Annotated in this window: 20 protein-coding genes and 2 pseudogenes; 11 read left to right on the top strand and 11 right to left on the bottom strand. The window is 35.8% G+C overall.

Translation table 11 applies throughout. The annotated features are described in order from the left end of the window. Positions 1 to 183 precede the first annotated feature (183 nt). From AC0IWE_RS07865 to AC0IWE_RS07835, 7 genes and pseudogenes are all read right to left on the bottom strand, one after another. On the bottom strand, positions 184 to 576 hold the full coding sequence (locus AC0IWE_RS07865; RefSeq protein ID WP_471792626.1) for a VOC family protein: 393 nt from the start codon (positions 574 to 576) through the stop codon (positions 184 to 186). A 104-nt stretch (positions 577 to 680) separates the two neighbouring features. After that, positions 681 to 926: a helix-turn-helix domain-containing protein gene (locus AC0IWE_RS07860; RefSeq protein ID WP_471792625.1), complete on the bottom strand. Its 246-nt coding sequence runs from the start codon at positions 924 to 926 to the stop codon at positions 681 to 683. A gap of 34 nt (positions 927 to 960) precedes the next feature. Continuing rightward, the gene (locus AC0IWE_RS07855) at positions 961 to 1377 is read right to left on the bottom strand and encodes a DUF6597 domain-containing transcriptional factor (RefSeq protein ID WP_471792624.1); all 417 of its coding nucleotides are present in this window, start codon (positions 1375 to 1377) and stop codon (positions 961 to 963) included. Between the two features lie 84 nt (positions 1378 to 1461). After that, positions 1462 to 3375 carry an AMP-dependent synthetase/ligase gene (locus AC0IWE_RS07850; RefSeq protein ID WP_471792623.1) on the bottom strand — a complete coding sequence of 638 codons (1914 nt, stop codon included), beginning with the start codon at positions 3373 to 3375 and terminating at the stop codon, positions 1462 to 1464. A gap of 326 nt (positions 3376 to 3701) precedes the next feature. After that, a pseudogene (locus AC0IWE_RS07845) lies at positions 3702 to 4030 on the bottom strand (HesB/IscA family protein). Positions 4031 to 4132: 102 nt separating this feature from the next. After that, positions 4133 to 4546 (bottom strand): Fe-S cluster assembly scaffold IscU, encoded by a 414-nt coding sequence (gene iscU, locus AC0IWE_RS07840; protein ID WP_025142622.1) that lies wholly within the window; start codon positions 4544 to 4546, stop codon positions 4133 to 4135. Positions 4547 to 4652: 106 nt separating this feature from the next. Next, positions 4653 to 5864: an IscS subfamily cysteine desulfurase gene (locus AC0IWE_RS07835; RefSeq protein WP_463495416.1), complete on the bottom strand. Its 1212-nt coding sequence runs from the start codon at positions 5862 to 5864 to the stop codon at positions 4653 to 4655. Between the two features lie 117 nt (positions 5865 to 5981). Between AC0IWE_RS07835 and mce the strand changes: the two genes are divergently transcribed. After that, positions 5982 to 6389, top strand: a complete 408-nt coding sequence (mce, locus tag AC0IWE_RS07830; RefSeq protein WP_055905290.1) for a methylmalonyl-CoA epimerase — start codon at positions 5982 to 5984, stop codon at positions 6387 to 6389. A gap of 227 nt (positions 6390 to 6616) precedes the next feature. Continuing rightward, positions 6617 to 6901 (top strand): hypothetical protein, encoded by a 285-nt coding sequence (locus tag AC0IWE_RS07825; protein WP_471792622.1) that lies wholly within the window; start codon positions 6617 to 6619, stop codon positions 6899 to 6901. Positions 6902 to 6911: 10 nt separating this feature from the next. On the opposite strand, the gene AC0IWE_RS07820 is transcribed toward AC0IWE_RS07825, so the two are convergent. After that, positions 6912 to 7601 carry a hypothetical protein gene (locus tag AC0IWE_RS07820; protein ID WP_471792621.1) on the bottom strand — a complete coding sequence of 230 codons (690 nt, stop codon included), beginning with the start codon at positions 7599 to 7601 and terminating at the stop codon, positions 6912 to 6914. A gap of 6 nt (positions 7602 to 7607) precedes the next feature. Further along, the gene (locus tag AC0IWE_RS07815; protein WP_157255353.1) at positions 7608 to 7775 is read right to left on the bottom strand and encodes a hypothetical protein; all 168 of its coding nucleotides are present in this window, start codon (positions 7773 to 7775) and stop codon (positions 7608 to 7610) included. A 319-nt stretch (positions 7776 to 8094) separates the two neighbouring features. Here AC0IWE_RS07815 and AC0IWE_RS07810 point away from each other — a divergent pair, with 319 nt between their 5' ends. From AC0IWE_RS07810 to AC0IWE_RS07770, 9 genes and pseudogenes are all read left to right on the top strand, one after another. Next, positions 8095 to 8343: a type B 50S ribosomal protein L31 gene (locus tag AC0IWE_RS07810; protein ID WP_025142617.1), complete on the top strand. Its 249-nt coding sequence runs from the start codon at positions 8095 to 8097 to the stop codon at positions 8341 to 8343. Between the two features lie 72 nt (positions 8344 to 8415). Further along, the gene (locus AC0IWE_RS07805) at positions 8416 to 8763 is read left to right on the top strand and encodes a putative sugar nucleotidyl transferase (protein ID WP_471792620.1); all 348 of its coding nucleotides are present in this window, start codon (positions 8416 to 8418) and stop codon (positions 8761 to 8763) included. A gap of 16 nt (positions 8764 to 8779) precedes the next feature. Continuing rightward, positions 8780 to 9583 carry a hypothetical protein gene (locus AC0IWE_RS07800; RefSeq protein WP_471792619.1) on the top strand — a complete coding sequence of 268 codons (804 nt, stop codon included), beginning with the start codon at positions 8780 to 8782 and terminating at the stop codon, positions 9581 to 9583. Between the two features lie 47 nt (positions 9584 to 9630). Next, positions 9631 to 10392 carry a triose-phosphate isomerase gene (gene tpiA, locus AC0IWE_RS07795; protein WP_055905276.1) on the top strand — a complete coding sequence of 254 codons (762 nt, stop codon included), beginning with the start codon at positions 9631 to 9633 and terminating at the stop codon, positions 10390 to 10392. Next, positions 10393 to 11241 (top strand): 50S ribosomal protein L11 methyltransferase, encoded by an 849-nt coding sequence (gene prmA, locus AC0IWE_RS07790; RefSeq protein ID WP_471792618.1) that lies wholly within the window; start codon positions 10393 to 10395, stop codon positions 11239 to 11241. It abuts the gene before it with no gap. 124 nt (positions 11242 to 11365) lie between these two features. Next, positions 11366 to 12719: pseudogene (locus AC0IWE_RS07785) on the top strand (UDP-N-acetylmuramate--L-alanine ligase). Between the two features lie 124 nt (positions 12720 to 12843). Beyond that, entirely contained in the window at positions 12844 to 13164 is a 321-nt protein-coding gene (locus AC0IWE_RS07780) for a helix-turn-helix domain-containing protein (protein ID WP_471792617.1), read from the top strand. A 120-nt stretch (positions 13165 to 13284) separates the two neighbouring features. After that, positions 13285 to 13764 (top strand): Lrp/AsnC family transcriptional regulator, encoded by a 480-nt coding sequence (locus AC0IWE_RS07775; RefSeq protein ID WP_055905263.1) that lies wholly within the window; start codon positions 13285 to 13287, stop codon positions 13762 to 13764. A 3-nt stretch (positions 13765 to 13767) separates the two neighbouring features. Further along, on the top strand, positions 13768 to 14658 hold the full coding sequence (locus tag AC0IWE_RS07770; protein ID WP_471792616.1) for an EamA family transporter: 891 nt from the start codon (positions 13768 to 13770) through the stop codon (positions 14656 to 14658). Positions 14659 to 15056: 398 nt separating this feature from the next. Here AC0IWE_RS07770 and AC0IWE_RS07765 read toward each other — a convergent pair whose 3' ends face one another. Then, positions 15057 to 16175 (bottom strand): GNAT family N-acetyltransferase, encoded by a 1119-nt coding sequence (locus tag AC0IWE_RS07765; protein ID WP_471792615.1) that lies wholly within the window; start codon positions 16173 to 16175, stop codon positions 15057 to 15059. A 72-nt stretch (positions 16176 to 16247) separates the two neighbouring features. Continuing rightward, positions 16248 to 16445, bottom strand: coding sequence for a hypothetical protein (locus AC0IWE_RS07760; protein WP_055905253.1), 198 nt, complete (start codon positions 16443 to 16445; stop codon positions 16248 to 16250). Positions 16446 to 16464: the final 19 nt, after the last annotated feature.

The following is a 16464-nucleotide window of genomic DNA, read 5'->3' as shown; positions in this document are numbered from 1 at the left end:
ATTACCTATTTGAGTAGGTTTTAAATCAATGAATTATTAAAAGCAATTTTGTTGCATTTACTTTGGAATACCAATAATGATCTTTACTTTTGGTTTAAGTTATTAGGTTAATAAGTTGATGATTTGGAGGGGTAGTGGTTCACCCCTCCTTAATTTAACCTTAAAGATGATTTCTTTTATCAATTACCCCATAGGAGAGCATATTTCTAGTAAAAAGCCATTGATATCCTGTACATAGGCAACTGCTTGTCCCCAGGGTTTTATTTTAATTTTTTCAAGTGGAGTAGCACCCATTTCAACTGCCTGGTTAAAAATAAGTTCAACATTTTCAGTTGTAAATCCCAACTCAATTCCAAAAGGTTTTTCGCCTTTTAAACTTTCTTTAAAACCGTTTGATAGATTTGAATTGGCAAGGTGAATATCGGCAAATGATAGGGTAGTGTCACCACTTAGTAATTCTCCATAATTATTTTCGGGAGTAATAAATTTTCTTTTGAAACCGAATGCTTTCTCATAAAATTCTATCGATTCAAGTACGTCTTTAACGTAGAGTATTGTGTAGCCAAATTTTACCATGATGTTATTTTTTATCAAATATAAGGCTAGAAATAACCCTGTTTTTGGAAAAATGCGACAAAATCTATAAAAGTGTAGGAACTGAGCCGGTAAATTTTTTGATCTCATTGGTGAGATGAGCTCTGGTCATAGTAACCTGATTCGAATGCTATTTCGCCCAAACATTTATTCTGATTATGTTTCTTAATTTGGCGATGCGCAAATTGATAACGCACAAGATTGATAAATTCTTTTGGACTTACGCCCATTGAATTTTTAAAAGAGCGTTCAAGTTGCCTTGTTGTGGTGTAATGTTTCTTAGCAAGCTCAACTACTCTTAATTTGCCATGCTGAGCCCGAATATCTTCCACAATAGTAAGGATAGGATGCTTTGGTAAAGATAATTTATTGAGAAAAAAATGAATCGAGTTTTGCAAAAGTGTACTCATCTATGTAACGTATTACAGGGAGCAGCCTATCTTTTAACTCAACACTTTCATCAGTAAGTTCATGTAATGATGGAAATTTGAAGAAATGGGTGAATGCGGCAGGTTTAAACCGAACGCCCAAAATTTTTACTTTACCAATTGTATTATATTCTTTGAAGCGCATCATTGTACCAATAAGATAAATGGCTTCACTTCTCATTAACACACATCCATCATCAGTACGGTAATCATCTTCAATATTAAAAATGATGTCTATACATCCATCTGGTAAAATCTTGTTCTTGTAAAGCGTATATTCAGTAACTTCAACTACCCAATAGGCATCAATATAAGGTTTTAAGACCAAATGAGGCTGTATTTCTGAATAGGCCATTATTTAGAATATGTAAATCAATACAATACGTGATCCTTTGTTTTAATATTCTTTATATACTACAGATTACCTTTTAAAGGCATTCTATTCGGCCTCAATACCTTCCTCATACATTTCATCAATCGCCTCAGCATATTTTTTTTCTACAATACGGCGTTTCACTTTCATTGTTGGAGTAATTTCACCTTCATCTATGTTGAAAGGATTACGTTTGATCTTAAAATTTTTGATACGCTCAAATTTGGCAAGTTCACTTGATATTTTTTTGATATCCAGTTCCATCCAATCCAGAATTTCCTGTTCACGGATAAAAGGGTCTGACTCATCGAAAAATGATGGCTTAAGCTTAAATGTTTCTTCTAAAGTTTCTCTGTTCGGAATAATAATAGCAGTGATAAATTCGCGTTTATCTCCAATTAAAAACAGCTGATCAATCTTCGGGCTTTTTAAATAAATGTTTTCAACCGGGGTAGGATAAACATTTTTACCATAAGCATTTACGATCATATTTTTCAACCGGTCTGTAATCTGTAAATTACCCTTGTAAAAACGGCCAATATCCCCAGTATGGAACCACATGTCTTTATCAATCGCCTCTGCAGTTTCAGCAGGTTTATTAAAATAGCCTTTCATTACACAATGGCCGCGAACAATTACTTCGCCTTCTGCACACTCAAATTCTTCATTAAAAGTATTATGTGTTTGAATGCTCAACATTTCTTTGCTTTCTACATCCTGAATACCCACTTCGATGCCAGGAATAACACGACCTACAGTACCATAAACCTGTCTGTGGTATTCAGTTACCGACATTACAGGTGATGTTTCTGTTAATCCAAAACCCTCCAATATTTTAATACCCAGATCGCCAAAAAACTCACCTACATTTTTCGGAAGGGCAGCGCCGCCAGAAATCATAAATTTCAGCCGGCCGCCTGTTTTCTCTTTAATTTTACTAAAAACCAGTTTCTCTGCTATTCCTTTTTTAACGGATAACAGCAACCCTGGATTTTTACCTGCTTCTTTTGCTACGCGGAATTTATTGCCGGTTTCTAAAGCCCAGGTAAATATTTTTGCTTTTGTACCTCCGCCAGCGGTTCCACCTTTAATCGCTTTATCATGTATCCGCTCTAACAAACGCGGTACACAGCTCATTACCGTTGGTTTAACTTCGCCCATGTTTTTTGCCAACAACTCTAAACTTTGCGCAAAGGCAATTTTACAGCCTTGGGCACAGCAAACATGATAAGTTGCGGTCCGTTCGAATACGTGAGAGAGTGGTAAAAATGATAAAAAGGTTTCAGTTTGATCGATTACGGGTATTTGCTGTAAACAAACTTCAACATTTTTTACAAAATTATAATGAGTAAGCATTACGCCTTTTGGTGTTCCTGTGGTTCCTGAGGTATAAATTAATGAAGAAACATCATCAGGTAAAACCAGACTTCTACATTGGTCGATTTCTGCTTTTTCTGCTGCAGTTACCTGATGTTTCAGCGCAAGGATGTCGGAAAATGCAATTACCTCTACATTTACTTCTGAAGGAATAACAACTTTTTCAAAATCCTTAAAAGCAGGAATGATATATTTTAATGCTTTACAATTGGCTGCAACTTTGAGTACTTTACGATAAAGAAAATTATTCCCAACAAGAATGGCTTTTATGCCAGAATCGTTAATGATGTAAGCCACTTCCTGCTCAGAAAGGGTTGGGTAAATCGATACGTTAATTACACCGATCTGTTGTATGCCCTGATCATAATAAACATATTCTGGCGAATTTTCAATCATCAAACCTAAGCGGTCTCCTTTTTTTATTCCTTTTTCTAAAAAGAAAGCAGAAACCGCATCAGCCCTTTTTAAGGTATCTTCATAAGAAATTTCAGTCCATTCTGCACCTTGTTTGTGAATCAAAAAAGTTTCTTGTGGCTTATGAATGTTTTTTACAACATTTCTCAATAAGGTAGGAACAGTTGAAAATTCGTTTATTAATGGCATGCTCGTAATTTGGTTCGCTAATATAATTGACAATTATAAGGCTTTTTGGTTTAAAAATACAAATTGGGGCTGGTGTTTCGTTGGTCAGGTAGCTTTAAGATTGCTTTGGTTGTTGATTTTTTCGGCAGATTAGACAGAAAATAGGTGCAGATTAAACTGATTTTTATTTAAGGTGCTGAATGTTTCTTTCACATAATAACCAAAATTATGCAACAGGTTTAAGAACTGTGTAAATCTTAGAAAAAAAATTAAAGGATAATGAAATCTCTTAAAACGCAAAAAAGGTTCCATAAAATGAAACCTTCTTGTATAATTTATTGATTAGATTAAACTGAAAAACTTTCGCCACAGCCACAGCTACGACTGGCATTTGGATTTATAAAGTTAAAACCTTTTCCATTTAAACCATCAGTGAAATCTAATTCAGTACCGGCCAAATAAAGGAATGATTTCAGTATCCAAAGCAATTTTAATTCCTCTGTCTTTCAAAAAACTGATCGCCCTTTTGTTCTTCGTTATCAAAATCTAAGTTATATGATAAACCCGAGCAACCACCACCTTTTACCGAAACACGCAAAAAGTAATCAGAACCCATTTCTGAATCCTGCATTAAGTGTGTGATTTTATCTTTTGCTTTATCTGTTATTGTAATCATTGTGATCGAGATTTGTGATTTGAGAGATTAGATTTGAGAAATATTTGAGACGCCCCTAAGTTAGGTGCTCTCGCATCTCAAATCTATTGTCTCACATCTATTCTAATGGTGCGATTTTTCCAATACAATTGCTTCTAAGCCATTTTTAACGCGGTAATCGTTAATAGCCGATTTAATTGCATCTTCTGCTAAAACTGAGCAGTGAATTTTTACTGGAGGTAAAGCCAATTCTTCAACAATATCCATGTTATCGATAGATAATGCTTCATCAATTGTTTTTCCTTTTAACCATTCTGTAGCTAATGAAGAGGAAGCAATAGCCGAACCACAACCGAATGTTTTAAATTTGGCATCTGTGATTACGTTATCTTCTCCAACTTCAATTTGTAAGCGCATTACGTCGCCACACTCAGGTGCGCCAACTAATCCTGTCCCTACAAATTTGCTGTCTTTATTTAATGTACCTACGTTACGTGGGTTATTGTAATGGTCAATTACTTTTTCTGAATATGCCATGTTTTCTATTTCTTAAAACTCCTTTCGGAGATAGTTTTATTTATTAATTATCAGTTTCAATTATCATTTAGCAACTCAATACTGCGAACTGCCAATTCAAACTGTCCTAGTGTTCTGCCCACTCAATTTTACTCAAGTCAATTCCTTCTTTAAACATTTCCCAAAGTGGAGAAAGTTCTCTTAAGTGGTTAACTGCTTTTTGAGTAACTTCAATAGCCTGGTCAATTTCTTCTTCTGTAGTAAATCTTCCTAAACCGTAACGGATAGAAGAGTGCGCTAAATCATCAGATAAACCCAAGCTTTTTAATACATATGATGGTTCTAATGAAGCTGAAGTACAAGCCGATCCAGAAGATACTGCTAAATCACTCATGGCCATCATTAAACCTTCACCCTCAACATATTTGAAAGAAATATTGGCTACATGCGGTAAACGGTGTTGTGTATTACCATTAACATAACTCTCTTCCATTTGGTTTAGCGTGCTTTCCAATTTATCACGTAGTGCAGATAAACGGATTGATTCACTTTCCATTTCTAAACGGCAAAGTTCGCAGGCTTTTCCTAAACCAACAATACCAGGAACATTTAACGTACCAGAACGCATTCCACGCTCGTGGCCACCGCCGTCCATTTGTGCAGTTACTTTAACCCTTGGGTTTTTACGACGAACGTAAAGTACGCCAACACCTTTCGGACCATACATTTTATGTGCCGAGAAAGCCATTAAGTCAATTCCGTCAGTATTTACATCAACAGGTATTTTACCAACTGCCTGCGTAGCATCAGTCATAAATAAAGCACCGTGTTTGTGCGCAATAGCTGCAATTTCTTTAACCGGTTGTATTACACCAATTTCGTTGTTGCCATACATAATCGAAACTAAAATCGTTTCAGGAGTCATGGCAGCTTCCAATTCAGCTAAATCAATTAAACCATCTTCTTTAACGCCTAGATACGTTACACGGGCACCGTTTTTTTCTAAGTGTTTACAAGTATCTAAAACTGCTTTATGTTCAGTAACCGCAGTAATAATGTGGTTACCTTTTTCTTTGTACATTTCAAATACACCTTTAATCGCCAGGTTATCGGCTTCGGTAGCACCTGATGTAAAAATAATTTCTTTTTCAGTACAGCCGATTAATTTGGCTACCTGCTCACGAGCATAATCTACACCCTCTTCAGCCACCCAGCCAAACGCGTGATTACGACTTGCGGCATTTCCAAATTTCTCTGTAAAGTAAGGTAGCATTGCTTCCAACACCCTTGGATCTAGTGGGGTTGTTGCATTATTATCTAAATATATCGGCTGTTTCATCTCTATTCTGTTAATTATAACACAAAGATACGAAAAAACTTATTTAACAATTATAAATATTAGCTATGACCTTATAGAGAAAAGCCGCATTTTTACATTCACATAACCTTATAATCTATGAATAAGATAGAACACATCGGAATCGCGGTAAAAGACCTTAACAGTTCGATAGATCTTTATCAAAAACTATTAAATACCGATTGCTATAAAACAGAGCAGGTTGCATCAGAATTTGTAAATACGGCTTTCTTTAAAACAGGCGAAAATAAGGTTGAGCTCCTTCAGGCTACGGCTCCGGATAGTGCAATTGCTAAATTTATTGAGAAAAAAGGGGAGGGAATCCACCACATTGCTTTTCTTGTTGATGATATCCTGGCCGAAATGGAACGGTTACACAAAGAAGGATTTGTGCTGCTTAGCGATTCGCCCAAAAAAGGGGCGGATAATAAAATGGTGTGTTTTGTGCATCCAAAAGATACCAACGGTGTGCTGATCGAAATTTGCCAGGAAATTAAATGGATTTAACTCGGGCGTCACCCTGAATTTATTTCAGGGTCTTTTGAAAACGATTGGTCCCGCATTCCATAGCCTTTTCAGTCCTGCTAACCGCTATAGTTCCGATGAAGAATCGGAAGCTGCCGCTTTTATGAGGTTTATTTAATTTTGGCCTGTGGTTCTTCTGTTGGTGCAAATTACCTAAGGCTAATGTTATAAAACTGACCATTGTTTCTTCAACTCTAAAAACCTTTTCCATGTCATTAATTAGCATTATCAATAAAGATTTCGATATACCAGCTAACCTTTCAGAAAGTCAGCTGCGTAGTGCAATAGTAGATGCTTTCGCTTACCTTATCGATAACGATTTTCCAAAACTGATTCAGATTTTATATAAAGCGGATGTAGATCAGTATAAATTAAAAGAATTATTAGAAACTGTGGAAGGCTCAAGTTCGGCTGAAGTAATTGCCGATGCTTATATCGCCCGTCAGAAAGCCAAAATAGAAACCTGGGCACAATACAGCCCTAAGAAAGATTAGTTTAGCGTATTTATTCCTGCGCCGGATTAAAACGGTTATACATATCCATATCAAAAAATGAAACTGAATTAATTTTATCTGCTTTTAATACAAGGTCGGTTTTTAATTCATTTGTATTTTCAACAGAGCCATCTTCAATATAACTGGCGTAAACCGTTAAATATTGCGTGGTAAAAACCAGTTCTTTATCGTCAGCCTTGCGGTAGCCGCTAAATGCAGGGGTAATGCGGATATAACTTGTGGTAAAAGGTTTGGGAAGCTCTTTAACCCAACCTACATAAAATTTGCCGCTATCCATGGTAAACTGTAAAAGGTGCGCATCAAAAAAAGACGAACTTAATAACAACTCAAATTCATTTCCTGAGGTAGCAATTGCACTTTTAATGGCTTTTAAACGGTTAATAAAAAGATTTGCAATTTCTGTTGCAGCTACGGCTACAAATAACGACATGCTGGTGGTTCCGAAATAAGAGGTATGTATTGGGAGTAATTTACTTAGCTGTTCAACTGTTTCCGGCCAAATGGCGATCAGTATTGCCCTGAATATAAAACATGCACCAAGTAAAAGGATGCCGGCAAAAGCAGAGTTTAATAATATGCGTTGACTTTCGAGCCGATATTGCACATACCTCAGGTATCTGAACCTGATTAAGATATAATAGCCACCTACAAGAGGAAAGAGCAGTAGGTTAAAGGGCATTATAAACTATTTTCTTTTTTTATCTTTTTCTATTTTTTTAAAGATGCTCGATTCCATTAAGGAGCTTACCATTTGGATAACCCTTGGCTGTGCAAAGAAATCGGGACTTTTAATGTAGAGTTTTCCGCTGCTGTTGGCATGGATTATTCCATCAAATTCGCTGTCTTTTCTCATATATCAAAATTACATATATTTTTTAAATATCTGAAAAACAATATTAAATCCAAAAAAGTTTAATTTTGTTGCGGTTATGGTTAACTGTGGTATCATTTCAACCAAACATTTTGATGATCTGTTTTTCAAAATTAAGAACCGAAATGTCTTATAATTTAAAATTTTAATTTTGGCTTGTAAATCAGAAATAAAATTAAGATATTTGCATCCTCTAAAATAGAGGTAGAAAGACTAATAGGAAATGTCATAAGCGTTGTTGCCAGCAAATTGCAAAAATGTTCTTGATGCTTTCACACAAATAACTAAAAATAATATTCAAATGAAAAAAGATTTGCACCCAACAAGCTACAGACCAGTTGTTTTTAAAGATATGTCTAACGAATATGCTTTCTTAACAAAATCTTGCGTAGATACTAAAGAAACAATTAAATGGGAAGATGGTAACGAATATCCTCTTTATAAATTAGAGATTTCTCATACATCACACCCTTTTTATACTGGTAAAATGAAATTGGTTGATACAGCAGGACGTATCGATAAATTCAAAAACCGTTACGCTAAGAAATAATTTTAGCAGTAAAAAGCATTTTTTGAAGTCCCTTTGCCAAAAGCATCGGGACTTTTTTTATTTTTGTGGCTTATGACAATCAATCTATTTGATGATGCTTCCTGGATGTCGCTACGTCCGCTTACCTTTACCAGGCCGGTAGCCGATTTACGCATTGGTATTTTAACCATTGCCGAAAAATGGGCCAAATATTTAAAAGCTGATTTTGGTTTTCATACGCAAGATTACCTTTCTGTAAAATTCGCCCCGAAACCTAATGCCGATTTATGTATAAATGGTTCCATTTGTCCGGATGAAGCTTTAGTAAATGCTGTAAATAGTTTAAAGAATGGAGAAGTACTCTATAAAAAAGATGTAATTATTGCTTATATCTCAGCAAATCATGATATAGAGTCCGTTAAGTCAGTTAAAACCAATTGAGTATGCACGTGATTTTGTGCAAATTGTGTATCCTGAGCATATTTTTATTAATAATCCAGGCGAAATCAGGAAAGATTTTAAATTATTAACTGAAGGCCGAGTTTCAGCTAAATTAAGTGGCACCAATCAATTACTGGGCGAAGATATTTTTCTTGAAGAAGGTGCCAAAGCCGAATGCAGCGTTTTTAATACCACCTACGGCCCAATTTATCTGGGTAAAAATGCCGAAGTTTGGGAGGGTAGTTTAATAAGAGGATCTTTTGCGCTTTGCGAAAATTCATCAATTAAAATGGGTGCTAAAATATATTCTGGCACTACGATAGGTCCAAACAGCCGTGCCGGAGGCGAAATTAACAATTCAGTTATCTGGGGCAATTCGGCAAAAGGGCACGAGGGTTATCTTGGTAATTCAGTAATGGGCGAATGGTGCAATATTGGTGCTGATACCAATAATTCGAACCTCAAAAATAATTACGCTGAAGTAAAACTTTTCGATTACGAAAGCAAAAAAATGCGCAATACCAATTTGCAATTCTGTGGTTTAATCATGGCTGATCATGCAAAGAGCGGTATTAATACCATGTTTAATACCGGAACTGTAGTTGGAGTTGGAACGAATGTTTTCGGTGCAGGTTTTCCGCCAAACCATGTTCCTGATTTTAGTTGGGGAGGGGCTAGTGGTTTTGAAGCCTACAGGCTGGATAAGATGTTCGGAACAACGGAAAAGGTATTTTCAAGAAAAGATTTGTTGTTTGATGAAACTGAAAAAAACATTGTTGCCAAAATATTTGAATTAACTGAATCGTATAGACGATTTTAATATAAAACCGATCTGAAAAAGATCAACCAACCATTAAATAATACAAAATGAGAAAAAAGATTGTTGCCGGTAACTGGAAAATGAACTTAGATTATAATGAAGGCGTTTCGTTATTCAGCGAAATTGTAAATATGGTTAAAGATGAGCGCAAAGGCGATCAACTGGCCATTATTTGCTCACCATTTATTCATTTAAACAGCTTGGCAAAATTGGGTGGTAACGATGTTAAAATTGGCGCTCAAAACATTAGCGATAAAGAAAGTGGTGCTTATACGGGCGAAACTTCAGCTAAAATGGTAAAATCTGTTGGTGCAGAATATGTTATTTTAGGTCACTCAGAACGCAGACAGTATTTTGCAGAAAGCGATGCTTTATTGGCTGAAAAAACAAAGGTAGCTTTATCCAACGGTTTAATTCCTATTTTCTGTATTGGCGAAACTTTAGATGAAAGAAACAACGGCAGCTACTACGAAGTATTAAAAAAACAATTGGTAGAAGGTATTTTCAGCTTAACTGAAGAAGATTTTAAAAAGATCGTTATTGCTTATGAGCCGGTTTGGGCTATTGGCACAGGTTTAACCGCTTCGCCAGAGCAGGCACAAGATATACATGCTTTTATTCGCAGTGAAATTGAAGCCAATTATGGTTTTAATGTTGCTGATGATACAACCATTTTGTATGGTGGTAGCTGTAATCCTGGTAATGCAGCAAGTTTATTCTCTCAAAAAGATATTGATGGTGGCTTAATTGGTGGTGCATCATTGAAATCACGTGATTTTACAGATATTATCAAAGCATTAAATAGCTAAATGCAATACATAAAAGCAATATTTACATTCAAAGGTATCGAAGATTATCAACAGGATTTGCTGATCAGCGATCTTGCCGATTTAGGCTTCGATACCTTCGAAGATAGTGAAAGTGGATTTACAGCCTTCATTATAAAGGATAGTTTTAACGAAAAAGAGTTAAAAGAACTTTTAGCAAATTATATTGAGGAGTTTGCAACAGATTATGTTTTGGAAGATGTTGCCGACGAAAACTGGAATGCTGAATGGGAAAAAAACTTCAGTCCGCTGATTATTGATGACGTTTGTTACGTAAGGGCAACCTTTCATGAGCCTCAACCTTCATATCCATACGAGATTGTAATAGATCCTAAAATGGCTTTTGGCACCGGTCATCATCAAACCACAACTATGGTGATGCAATATATTTTAGCAGCCGATTTAAAAGATAAAGATATTTTGGATATGGGTTGCGGTACTGGTATTTTAGCGATTTTGGCCTCAAAATTAGGTGCTAAAAGCTTAATGGCAATTGATTATGATGATATTTGCTATGAAAGTACCATAGAAAATGCTGCGCTTAATAATGTAAATAATTTAAAGGCATTATGTGGCAGTAAAGAAGTAATCCCCGACGAAGAATATGATGTTATTTTTGCCAATATCAATAGAAATATTCTTTTAGATCAGATCCACCGTTATGCCGGGGTATTAAAAACTGAAGGTAAAATCTTCTTCAGTGGCTTTTATTTAGATCCTGATTTGGGTATGATTACTGCAGAATGTGCTAAATACGGCATTAAGTATGTCGATCATAAACAAAATGGCGACTGGGTTGCGGCTCAGTTTGAGAAAAAGGTAGAAGGGTAGAAGGCGTAAGGTTTAGGATGATGGGATTAAGGTCTACAACGCAAAACTTGTTTTCACATATCCAGTCTCCAATCTTGTGTCTCATATCTCAAATCTAGCATCCCAAATCTAAAACAGAAAAAATATGCGCATACATTTTATAGCAATTGGTGGCAGTGCAATGCACAATCTGGCTATTGCTTTACATAAAAAGGGTTATCAGATTACAGGTTCTGATGATGTTATTTTCGAACCTGCCAAATCCCGTTTGGATAAATATGATTTATTGCCTGCCGAAATGGGCTGGGATGAAAATCGCATTGCGAAAGATCTTGATGCTGTAATTTTGGGTATGCACGCGCGGATCGATAATCCTGAATTAGTGAAAGCACAGGAGCTTGGTGTTAAAATATATTCTTATCCGGAATATATTTATGAGCAAAGCAAAAATAAATTACGTATAGTGATTGGTGGCAGTCATGGTAAAACAACCATTACCAGTATGATTTTGCATGTGCTTAATTACTATAAACATGATTTCGATTATTTAGTTGGCGCACAGCTGGCTGGTTTTGAAACCATGGTTAAAGTTACCGAAGAAGCGCCGGTAATGATTATTGAGGGAGATGAGTATTTATCCTCTCCAATTGACAGAAGACCTAAATTTCATCTGTACAAAGCAAATGTTGCTGTAATTAGCGGCATTGCCTGGGATCACATTAATGTTTTTCCTACGTATGCCGATTATACCTTGCAATTTGATAAATTTATTGATACGATTGAGGAAAACGGAACCTTAATTTATTGTAAGGCTGATCATGATTTAAATGAAATAGTAGAACATTCAAAAGCAAATGTTACCAAAATTGGATACGCTATCCCTGAGCATGAAATTAGAAACGGAATAACCTATTTGCTGCCTGAAAAAACAGCATTAAATGTTTTTGGTGATCATAACCTGATGAACCTAAATGCAGCCAAACTGGTATGTAAGCAGTTAAATATAAGCGAAGATGAGTTTGATGCTGCCATTGCCTCATTTACGGGTGCTGCCAAGCGGTTAGAGGTTATTTCTGCCGATGATTCAACAAATGTTTATAAAGACTTTGCACATTCTCCATCAAAATTAAAAGCCACAATTGATGCCGTTAAAGCGCAGTTTGCTAACCGCAAATTGGTAGCTTGTATTGAGTTGCATACTTTTAGTAGTTTGAACAAAGATTTTTTAAAAGAATATTCCGGAGGCAATGAATAAAGCCGATGAGGCAATTGTATTTATCGATATAAAATCTTTTGAACAAAAACGGATGGAACCATTTTCTGAGGATGATGTTCAACAGGCATTCGCCAATCCAAAGCTGAAGTTTTTTAATAATGCGGCAAAATTAAAAGCTTATCTGTTAAGTCTCCATTATGAAAACACCAATCTGCTAATGATGAGTTCTGGTAATTATGCAGGTTTCGATCTGCCTGAATTGGCGGCTGCTTTGGAGAAGTGAGATTTGAGAAATGAGATTTGAGAGGTAAGATTTTAAAGATCAAACCCCTCTCAAATTTAATATCAAGGAATCTCAAATCCCTTTTTTGTCTCATATCTGGTATCTCAAATCTCATATCTAATCAATGAAAAGCATCGGAGAAAATATCAAACAAAGCAGATTGGCCTTAGGTTTAAGTCAGGCTGATGCTGCTAAAAAATTAAATATCTCTACCCCGGCTTTTTGTAAAATAGAAACGGGTCAAACCGATCTCAATATTTCCCGTTTAATCCAGATTTCCAAAACCTTTAAAGTTCCTGTTGTACAATTGATCGATGGTAAAACAGCAGGATCAGAACCATCCGCTGAATTGACTTTGCTAAAGAAAGAATTGCTAGAAAAGGAAGATGAAATCAATAAACTTCGTAAAAAAGTAATCGACCTATACGATAAACTTGGGATATAAAAATTCGGTTTATTTTATATTTTTAAGATTTATTGTCCTTATAACGCTATATGAAAGAATAATATTCATTTTTATTATAATTATTTTGAATTTTATTCAAAATAATTATAATTTTATCGAATGGTAATCGATAACAATTTTAGTTTAGATCATATCGATCTGGCTATCCTCAGACTGATGCAAGATAATGCACGCATTTCGAATGTAGATTTAGCCAGGGCATTAGATTTAGTCCCTTCAGCTGTACTAGAAAGGGTTAAAAAGCTTGAAAAGAAAAATGTGATTACCGGGTACAATGCAAAGGTAAATCCCATTGCTGTAGATTTGAGATTGCTTGCTTTTATTTCCATGAAATCATCACAGAGTTTTAGTTGTAATGATACCGCTATCGAGCTGGCAAAAATTCCTGATGTGCAGGAAGTGCACGTAATTGCGGGAGATGACTGTTTTCTTGTTAAAGTAAGAACCGCAGATTCAGCTTCATTAATGGCCTTGCTCCGTGATGAATTTAGTAAGGTTCCAAATATTTTATCTGTGAAAACTACAATCGTGTTAGAAACGGTAAAAGAGCAGCAACAATTGGTTATCCCTCAAAAATAATTTATGGCAAATTTAAACAAAACAGCATCTCCGGTAATGGTTTACATTGCTTTTGCTATTGTATACATCGTTTGGGGCTCAACATATTTTTTCATCCAAAAGGCATTGGTCGGTTTTCCTCCGTTTATTTTGGGAGCTTTCCGGTTTTTTGTTGCCGGAATTTTAATGTTGACCTGGTGCAAGGTTAAAGGGGAGCAGATCTTTAACCTTAAAACGATAAAAATTGCTGCTGTCAGCGGAATTTTAATGCTGGGTTTGGGAAATGGCATCGTAATTTGGGTAGAACAGTATATACCTAGTGGCCTTGTGGCCATAATGGTAGCCTCTGCTGCAATCTGGTTTGTGATATTGGATAAATCGCACTGGAAAGAAAATCTGAGCAATAAATTTATTGTGTCCGGATTGGTTATTGGCTTTTTAGGTGTTGTGCTCTTATTTGGCAATCAAATCGTGCAGGCATTGGATAAACAACAAAGTAATTTGCAGATTATAGGCATGGTATTGCTTGTTTTCGGGCCAATTGCCTGGGCTGGAGGATCGCTTTATTCCAAATATCACCCCACTACAGAGAGTTCGGTATCCGCAAATACAGGCTGGCAAATGTTGATGGCTAGTTTGGCATTTTTACCAGGAGCAATGTTGAAAACAGAATTTAAATTATTGGATTGGAATCATATATCACTAGATGCATGGCTATCAATTATTTACCTGATTCTTTTTGGATCAATTGCTGCATTCAGTGCTTATGTATGGTTGCTCAAAGTACGTCCTGCAACTCAGGTAAGTACTTATGCATATGTAAATCCTGTGGTTGCAGTTTTATTGAGTTTAACCTTTACCAACGAGGTAATTGGCCTTACGCAGGTTAATTGGACTGGTTATTATATTAGGTAGTGTGCTTTTGATTAACCTGCCGAAGTATAAAAGTGCGTAGACTCAAACTCATGTAATCCATGGTTGGTGGCTCAACAACCACATCTTTTAAAAAAGAAATGGAGAAACCTATATCAGAAAATTTAAAAAGCTTGGTGAGTCACCAAGCTTGGATTAGTAATATAAACCTCATTTGCAACGGGGATTAACGAGGTCTGCATTTATAATGAGAAGTAAGAAAGTTCGATGGCGATGAAATCGCCTTTCTCCTTCATCCTCGTTACAAACGAGGACGATGAGGACTTAAAAAGCTTGGTTGATGCATTAAGCTTTTTAAATTTATACGTGTTTTATGTGTTTCCGTTGCAAAAAAAAAGGTTCGAAGACATGAACCTTTGCAGGTGAAGGGCCTGTTAAGGTTAAAATACTTTGCGCATCGTTAAATGCTTTTTGCCAAAAGTTGCGCCTGTAGCTTTGTGTATAGCAATCATTTGTTCATTAAAATCACCAACCCAGCTCAATTCAAGCTCTTTATATTGATTTTTAGGCAACACATATTCACCTAAACGGATAAAAAGTACCGATTCTAAGCCATGTTTCTGAAATTTAGGTTTAGTGCCCATAACAATTGCGCGCATACGTGTAACACCAACCCAGCGGCGATAAGCAAACTTTAATTTTTCTATTAAACCTAACTTTCCGTTAAAACCCTTAATCATCTGGTTGGCATCAGGAATTAATACTACAAAAGATGCCGGTTCGCCATTAAAGTAAGCAAATTGAATCAAATGCTCATCCATAATAGGCTCCATGCTTTTGAAGCTTTCTTCGAGTGTTTCCTTCTTAATTGGAACAAAGTTTTCAAAATCCTGCCAACCATCATTGTAAATTTCCATTAAATCATTAATGTATTTAGTCGAATTTGCCTTGCTGAAATATTCGAAAGTATAACCTGGTTTATTTCTTACCCAGTTGGCAATTTTGGTGAAACGCTCTGGGAAGGGAATTGTAAGGTTTATATGATTGGTTAACTGTTCGTATTGGGTAACAAAACCATATTTTTCAAAAAAATTCTGATAGTATGGGAAGTTATAATTCATTCCGAAAGAAGGAGGAGTGAAGCCCTCTACCAATAAACCCCAAAAAGTATCGTTTTCGCCAAAATTAATTGGACCGTCCATCGCTTTCATTCCATTTTCAATTAACCAGGCTTTAGCAGTATCGAATAAAAGGAAAGCTGCTTTTTCATCATCAATACATTCAAAAAAGCCCATTCCTCCAGTTGGCTGATCATAATGGTAAGCTTTTTTCTCATTAATAAAAGCTGCTACACGGCCAATCAAATTTCCTGCATCATCTTTTAAAACCCAACGTATACACTTTCCATGCGCGAAAAAAGTATTTTTTTCTGGATTAAAAACATTTTCTACTTCGCTATCTAAAGGACAGATCCAGTTTTTATCATTTTTGTAGAGAATTTTTGGGGTATCTAGAAAGTCCTTTTTTAATGATGAATTGTTTACAGCTATAACTTGCATGGGCAGATTTTAAAATAAAAAGCATCCAACCAAGCGGGCGGATGCTTTTTCATATATATGTTTTTTTAAATATTAATAATCGTCGTCGTCGTCATCGAAATTATCGAAGTTGTCAAGGTCATCTAATGGCAGATCAAAATCATCATCATCTTCATCATCCTGAGGCTTCTTGTTCGTTGTCTGAATATCGTCATCATCTTCAAGATCATCATCTTCATCTACCTGTTTTTTGGTAGTTGGCTTAGTTGGTAGTTTCTTTGGCGCTTTCATAACACAAAAATAAAAATTG

The sequence above is a fragment of the Pedobacter sp. AC402 genome, assembly GCF_979252805.1.
The sequence above is the reverse complement of the archived record's forward strand: the minus strand, read 5'-3'. Positions and strand labels throughout refer to the sequence as shown.

Excerpts from the sequence above, each read along its gene's own strand:
- AC0IWE_RS07865 (WP_471792626.1), bottom strand. The coding sequence starts at position 576 with ATGGTAAAATTTGGCTACACAATACTCTACGTTAAAGACGTACTTGAA.
- AC0IWE_RS07855 (WP_471792624.1), bottom strand. The coding sequence starts at position 1,377 with ATGGCCTATTCAGAAATACAGCCTCATTTGGTCTTAAAACCTTATATT.
- AC0IWE_RS07850 (WP_471792623.1), bottom strand. The coding sequence starts at position 3,375 with ATGCCATTAATAAACGAATTTTCAACTGTTCCTACCTTATTGAGAAAT.
- iscU (WP_025142622.1), bottom strand. The coding sequence starts at position 4,546 with ATGGCATATTCAGAAAAAGTAATTGACCATTACAATAACCCACGTAAC.
- AC0IWE_RS07835 (WP_463495416.1), bottom strand. The coding sequence starts at position 5,864 with ATGAAACAGCCGATATATTTAGATAATAATGCAACAACCCCACTAGAT.
- mce (WP_055905290.1), top strand. The coding sequence starts at position 5,982 with ATGAATAAGATAGAACACATCGGAATCGCGGTAAAAGACCTTAACAGT.
- AC0IWE_RS07825 (WP_471792622.1), top strand. The coding sequence starts at position 6,617 with ATGTCATTAATTAGCATTATCAATAAAGATTTCGATATACCAGCTAAC.
- AC0IWE_RS07820 (WP_471792621.1), bottom strand. The coding sequence starts at position 7,601 with ATGCCCTTTAACCTACTGCTCTTTCCTCTTGTAGGTGGCTATTATATC.
- AC0IWE_RS07815 (WP_157255353.1), bottom strand. The coding sequence starts at position 7,775 with ATGAGAAAAGACAGCGAATTTGATGGAATAATCCATGCCAACAGCAGC.
- AC0IWE_RS07810 (WP_025142617.1), top strand. The coding sequence starts at position 8,095 with ATGAAAAAAGATTTGCACCCAACAAGCTACAGACCAGTTGTTTTTAAA.
- AC0IWE_RS07805 (WP_471792620.1), top strand. The coding sequence starts at position 8,416 with ATGACAATCAATCTATTTGATGATGCTTCCTGGATGTCGCTACGTCCG.
- tpiA (WP_055905276.1), top strand. The coding sequence starts at position 9,631 with ATGAGAAAAAAGATTGTTGCCGGTAACTGGAAAATGAACTTAGATTAT.
- prmA (WP_471792618.1), top strand. The coding sequence starts at position 10,393 with ATGCAATACATAAAAGCAATATTTACATTCAAAGGTATCGAAGATTAT.
- AC0IWE_RS07780 (WP_471792617.1), top strand. The coding sequence starts at position 12,844 with ATGAAAAGCATCGGAGAAAATATCAAACAAAGCAGATTGGCCTTAGGT.
- AC0IWE_RS07775 (WP_055905263.1), top strand. The coding sequence starts at position 13,285 with ATGGTAATCGATAACAATTTTAGTTTAGATCATATCGATCTGGCTATC.
- AC0IWE_RS07770 (WP_471792616.1), top strand. The coding sequence starts at position 13,768 with ATGGCAAATTTAAACAAAACAGCATCTCCGGTAATGGTTTACATTGCT.
- AC0IWE_RS07765 (WP_471792615.1), bottom strand. The coding sequence starts at position 16,175 with ATGCAAGTTATAGCTGTAAACAATTCATCATTAAAAAAGGACTTTCTA.
- AC0IWE_RS07760 (WP_055905253.1), bottom strand. The coding sequence starts at position 16,445 with ATGAAAGCGCCAAAGAAACTACCAACTAAGCCAACTACCAAAAAACAG.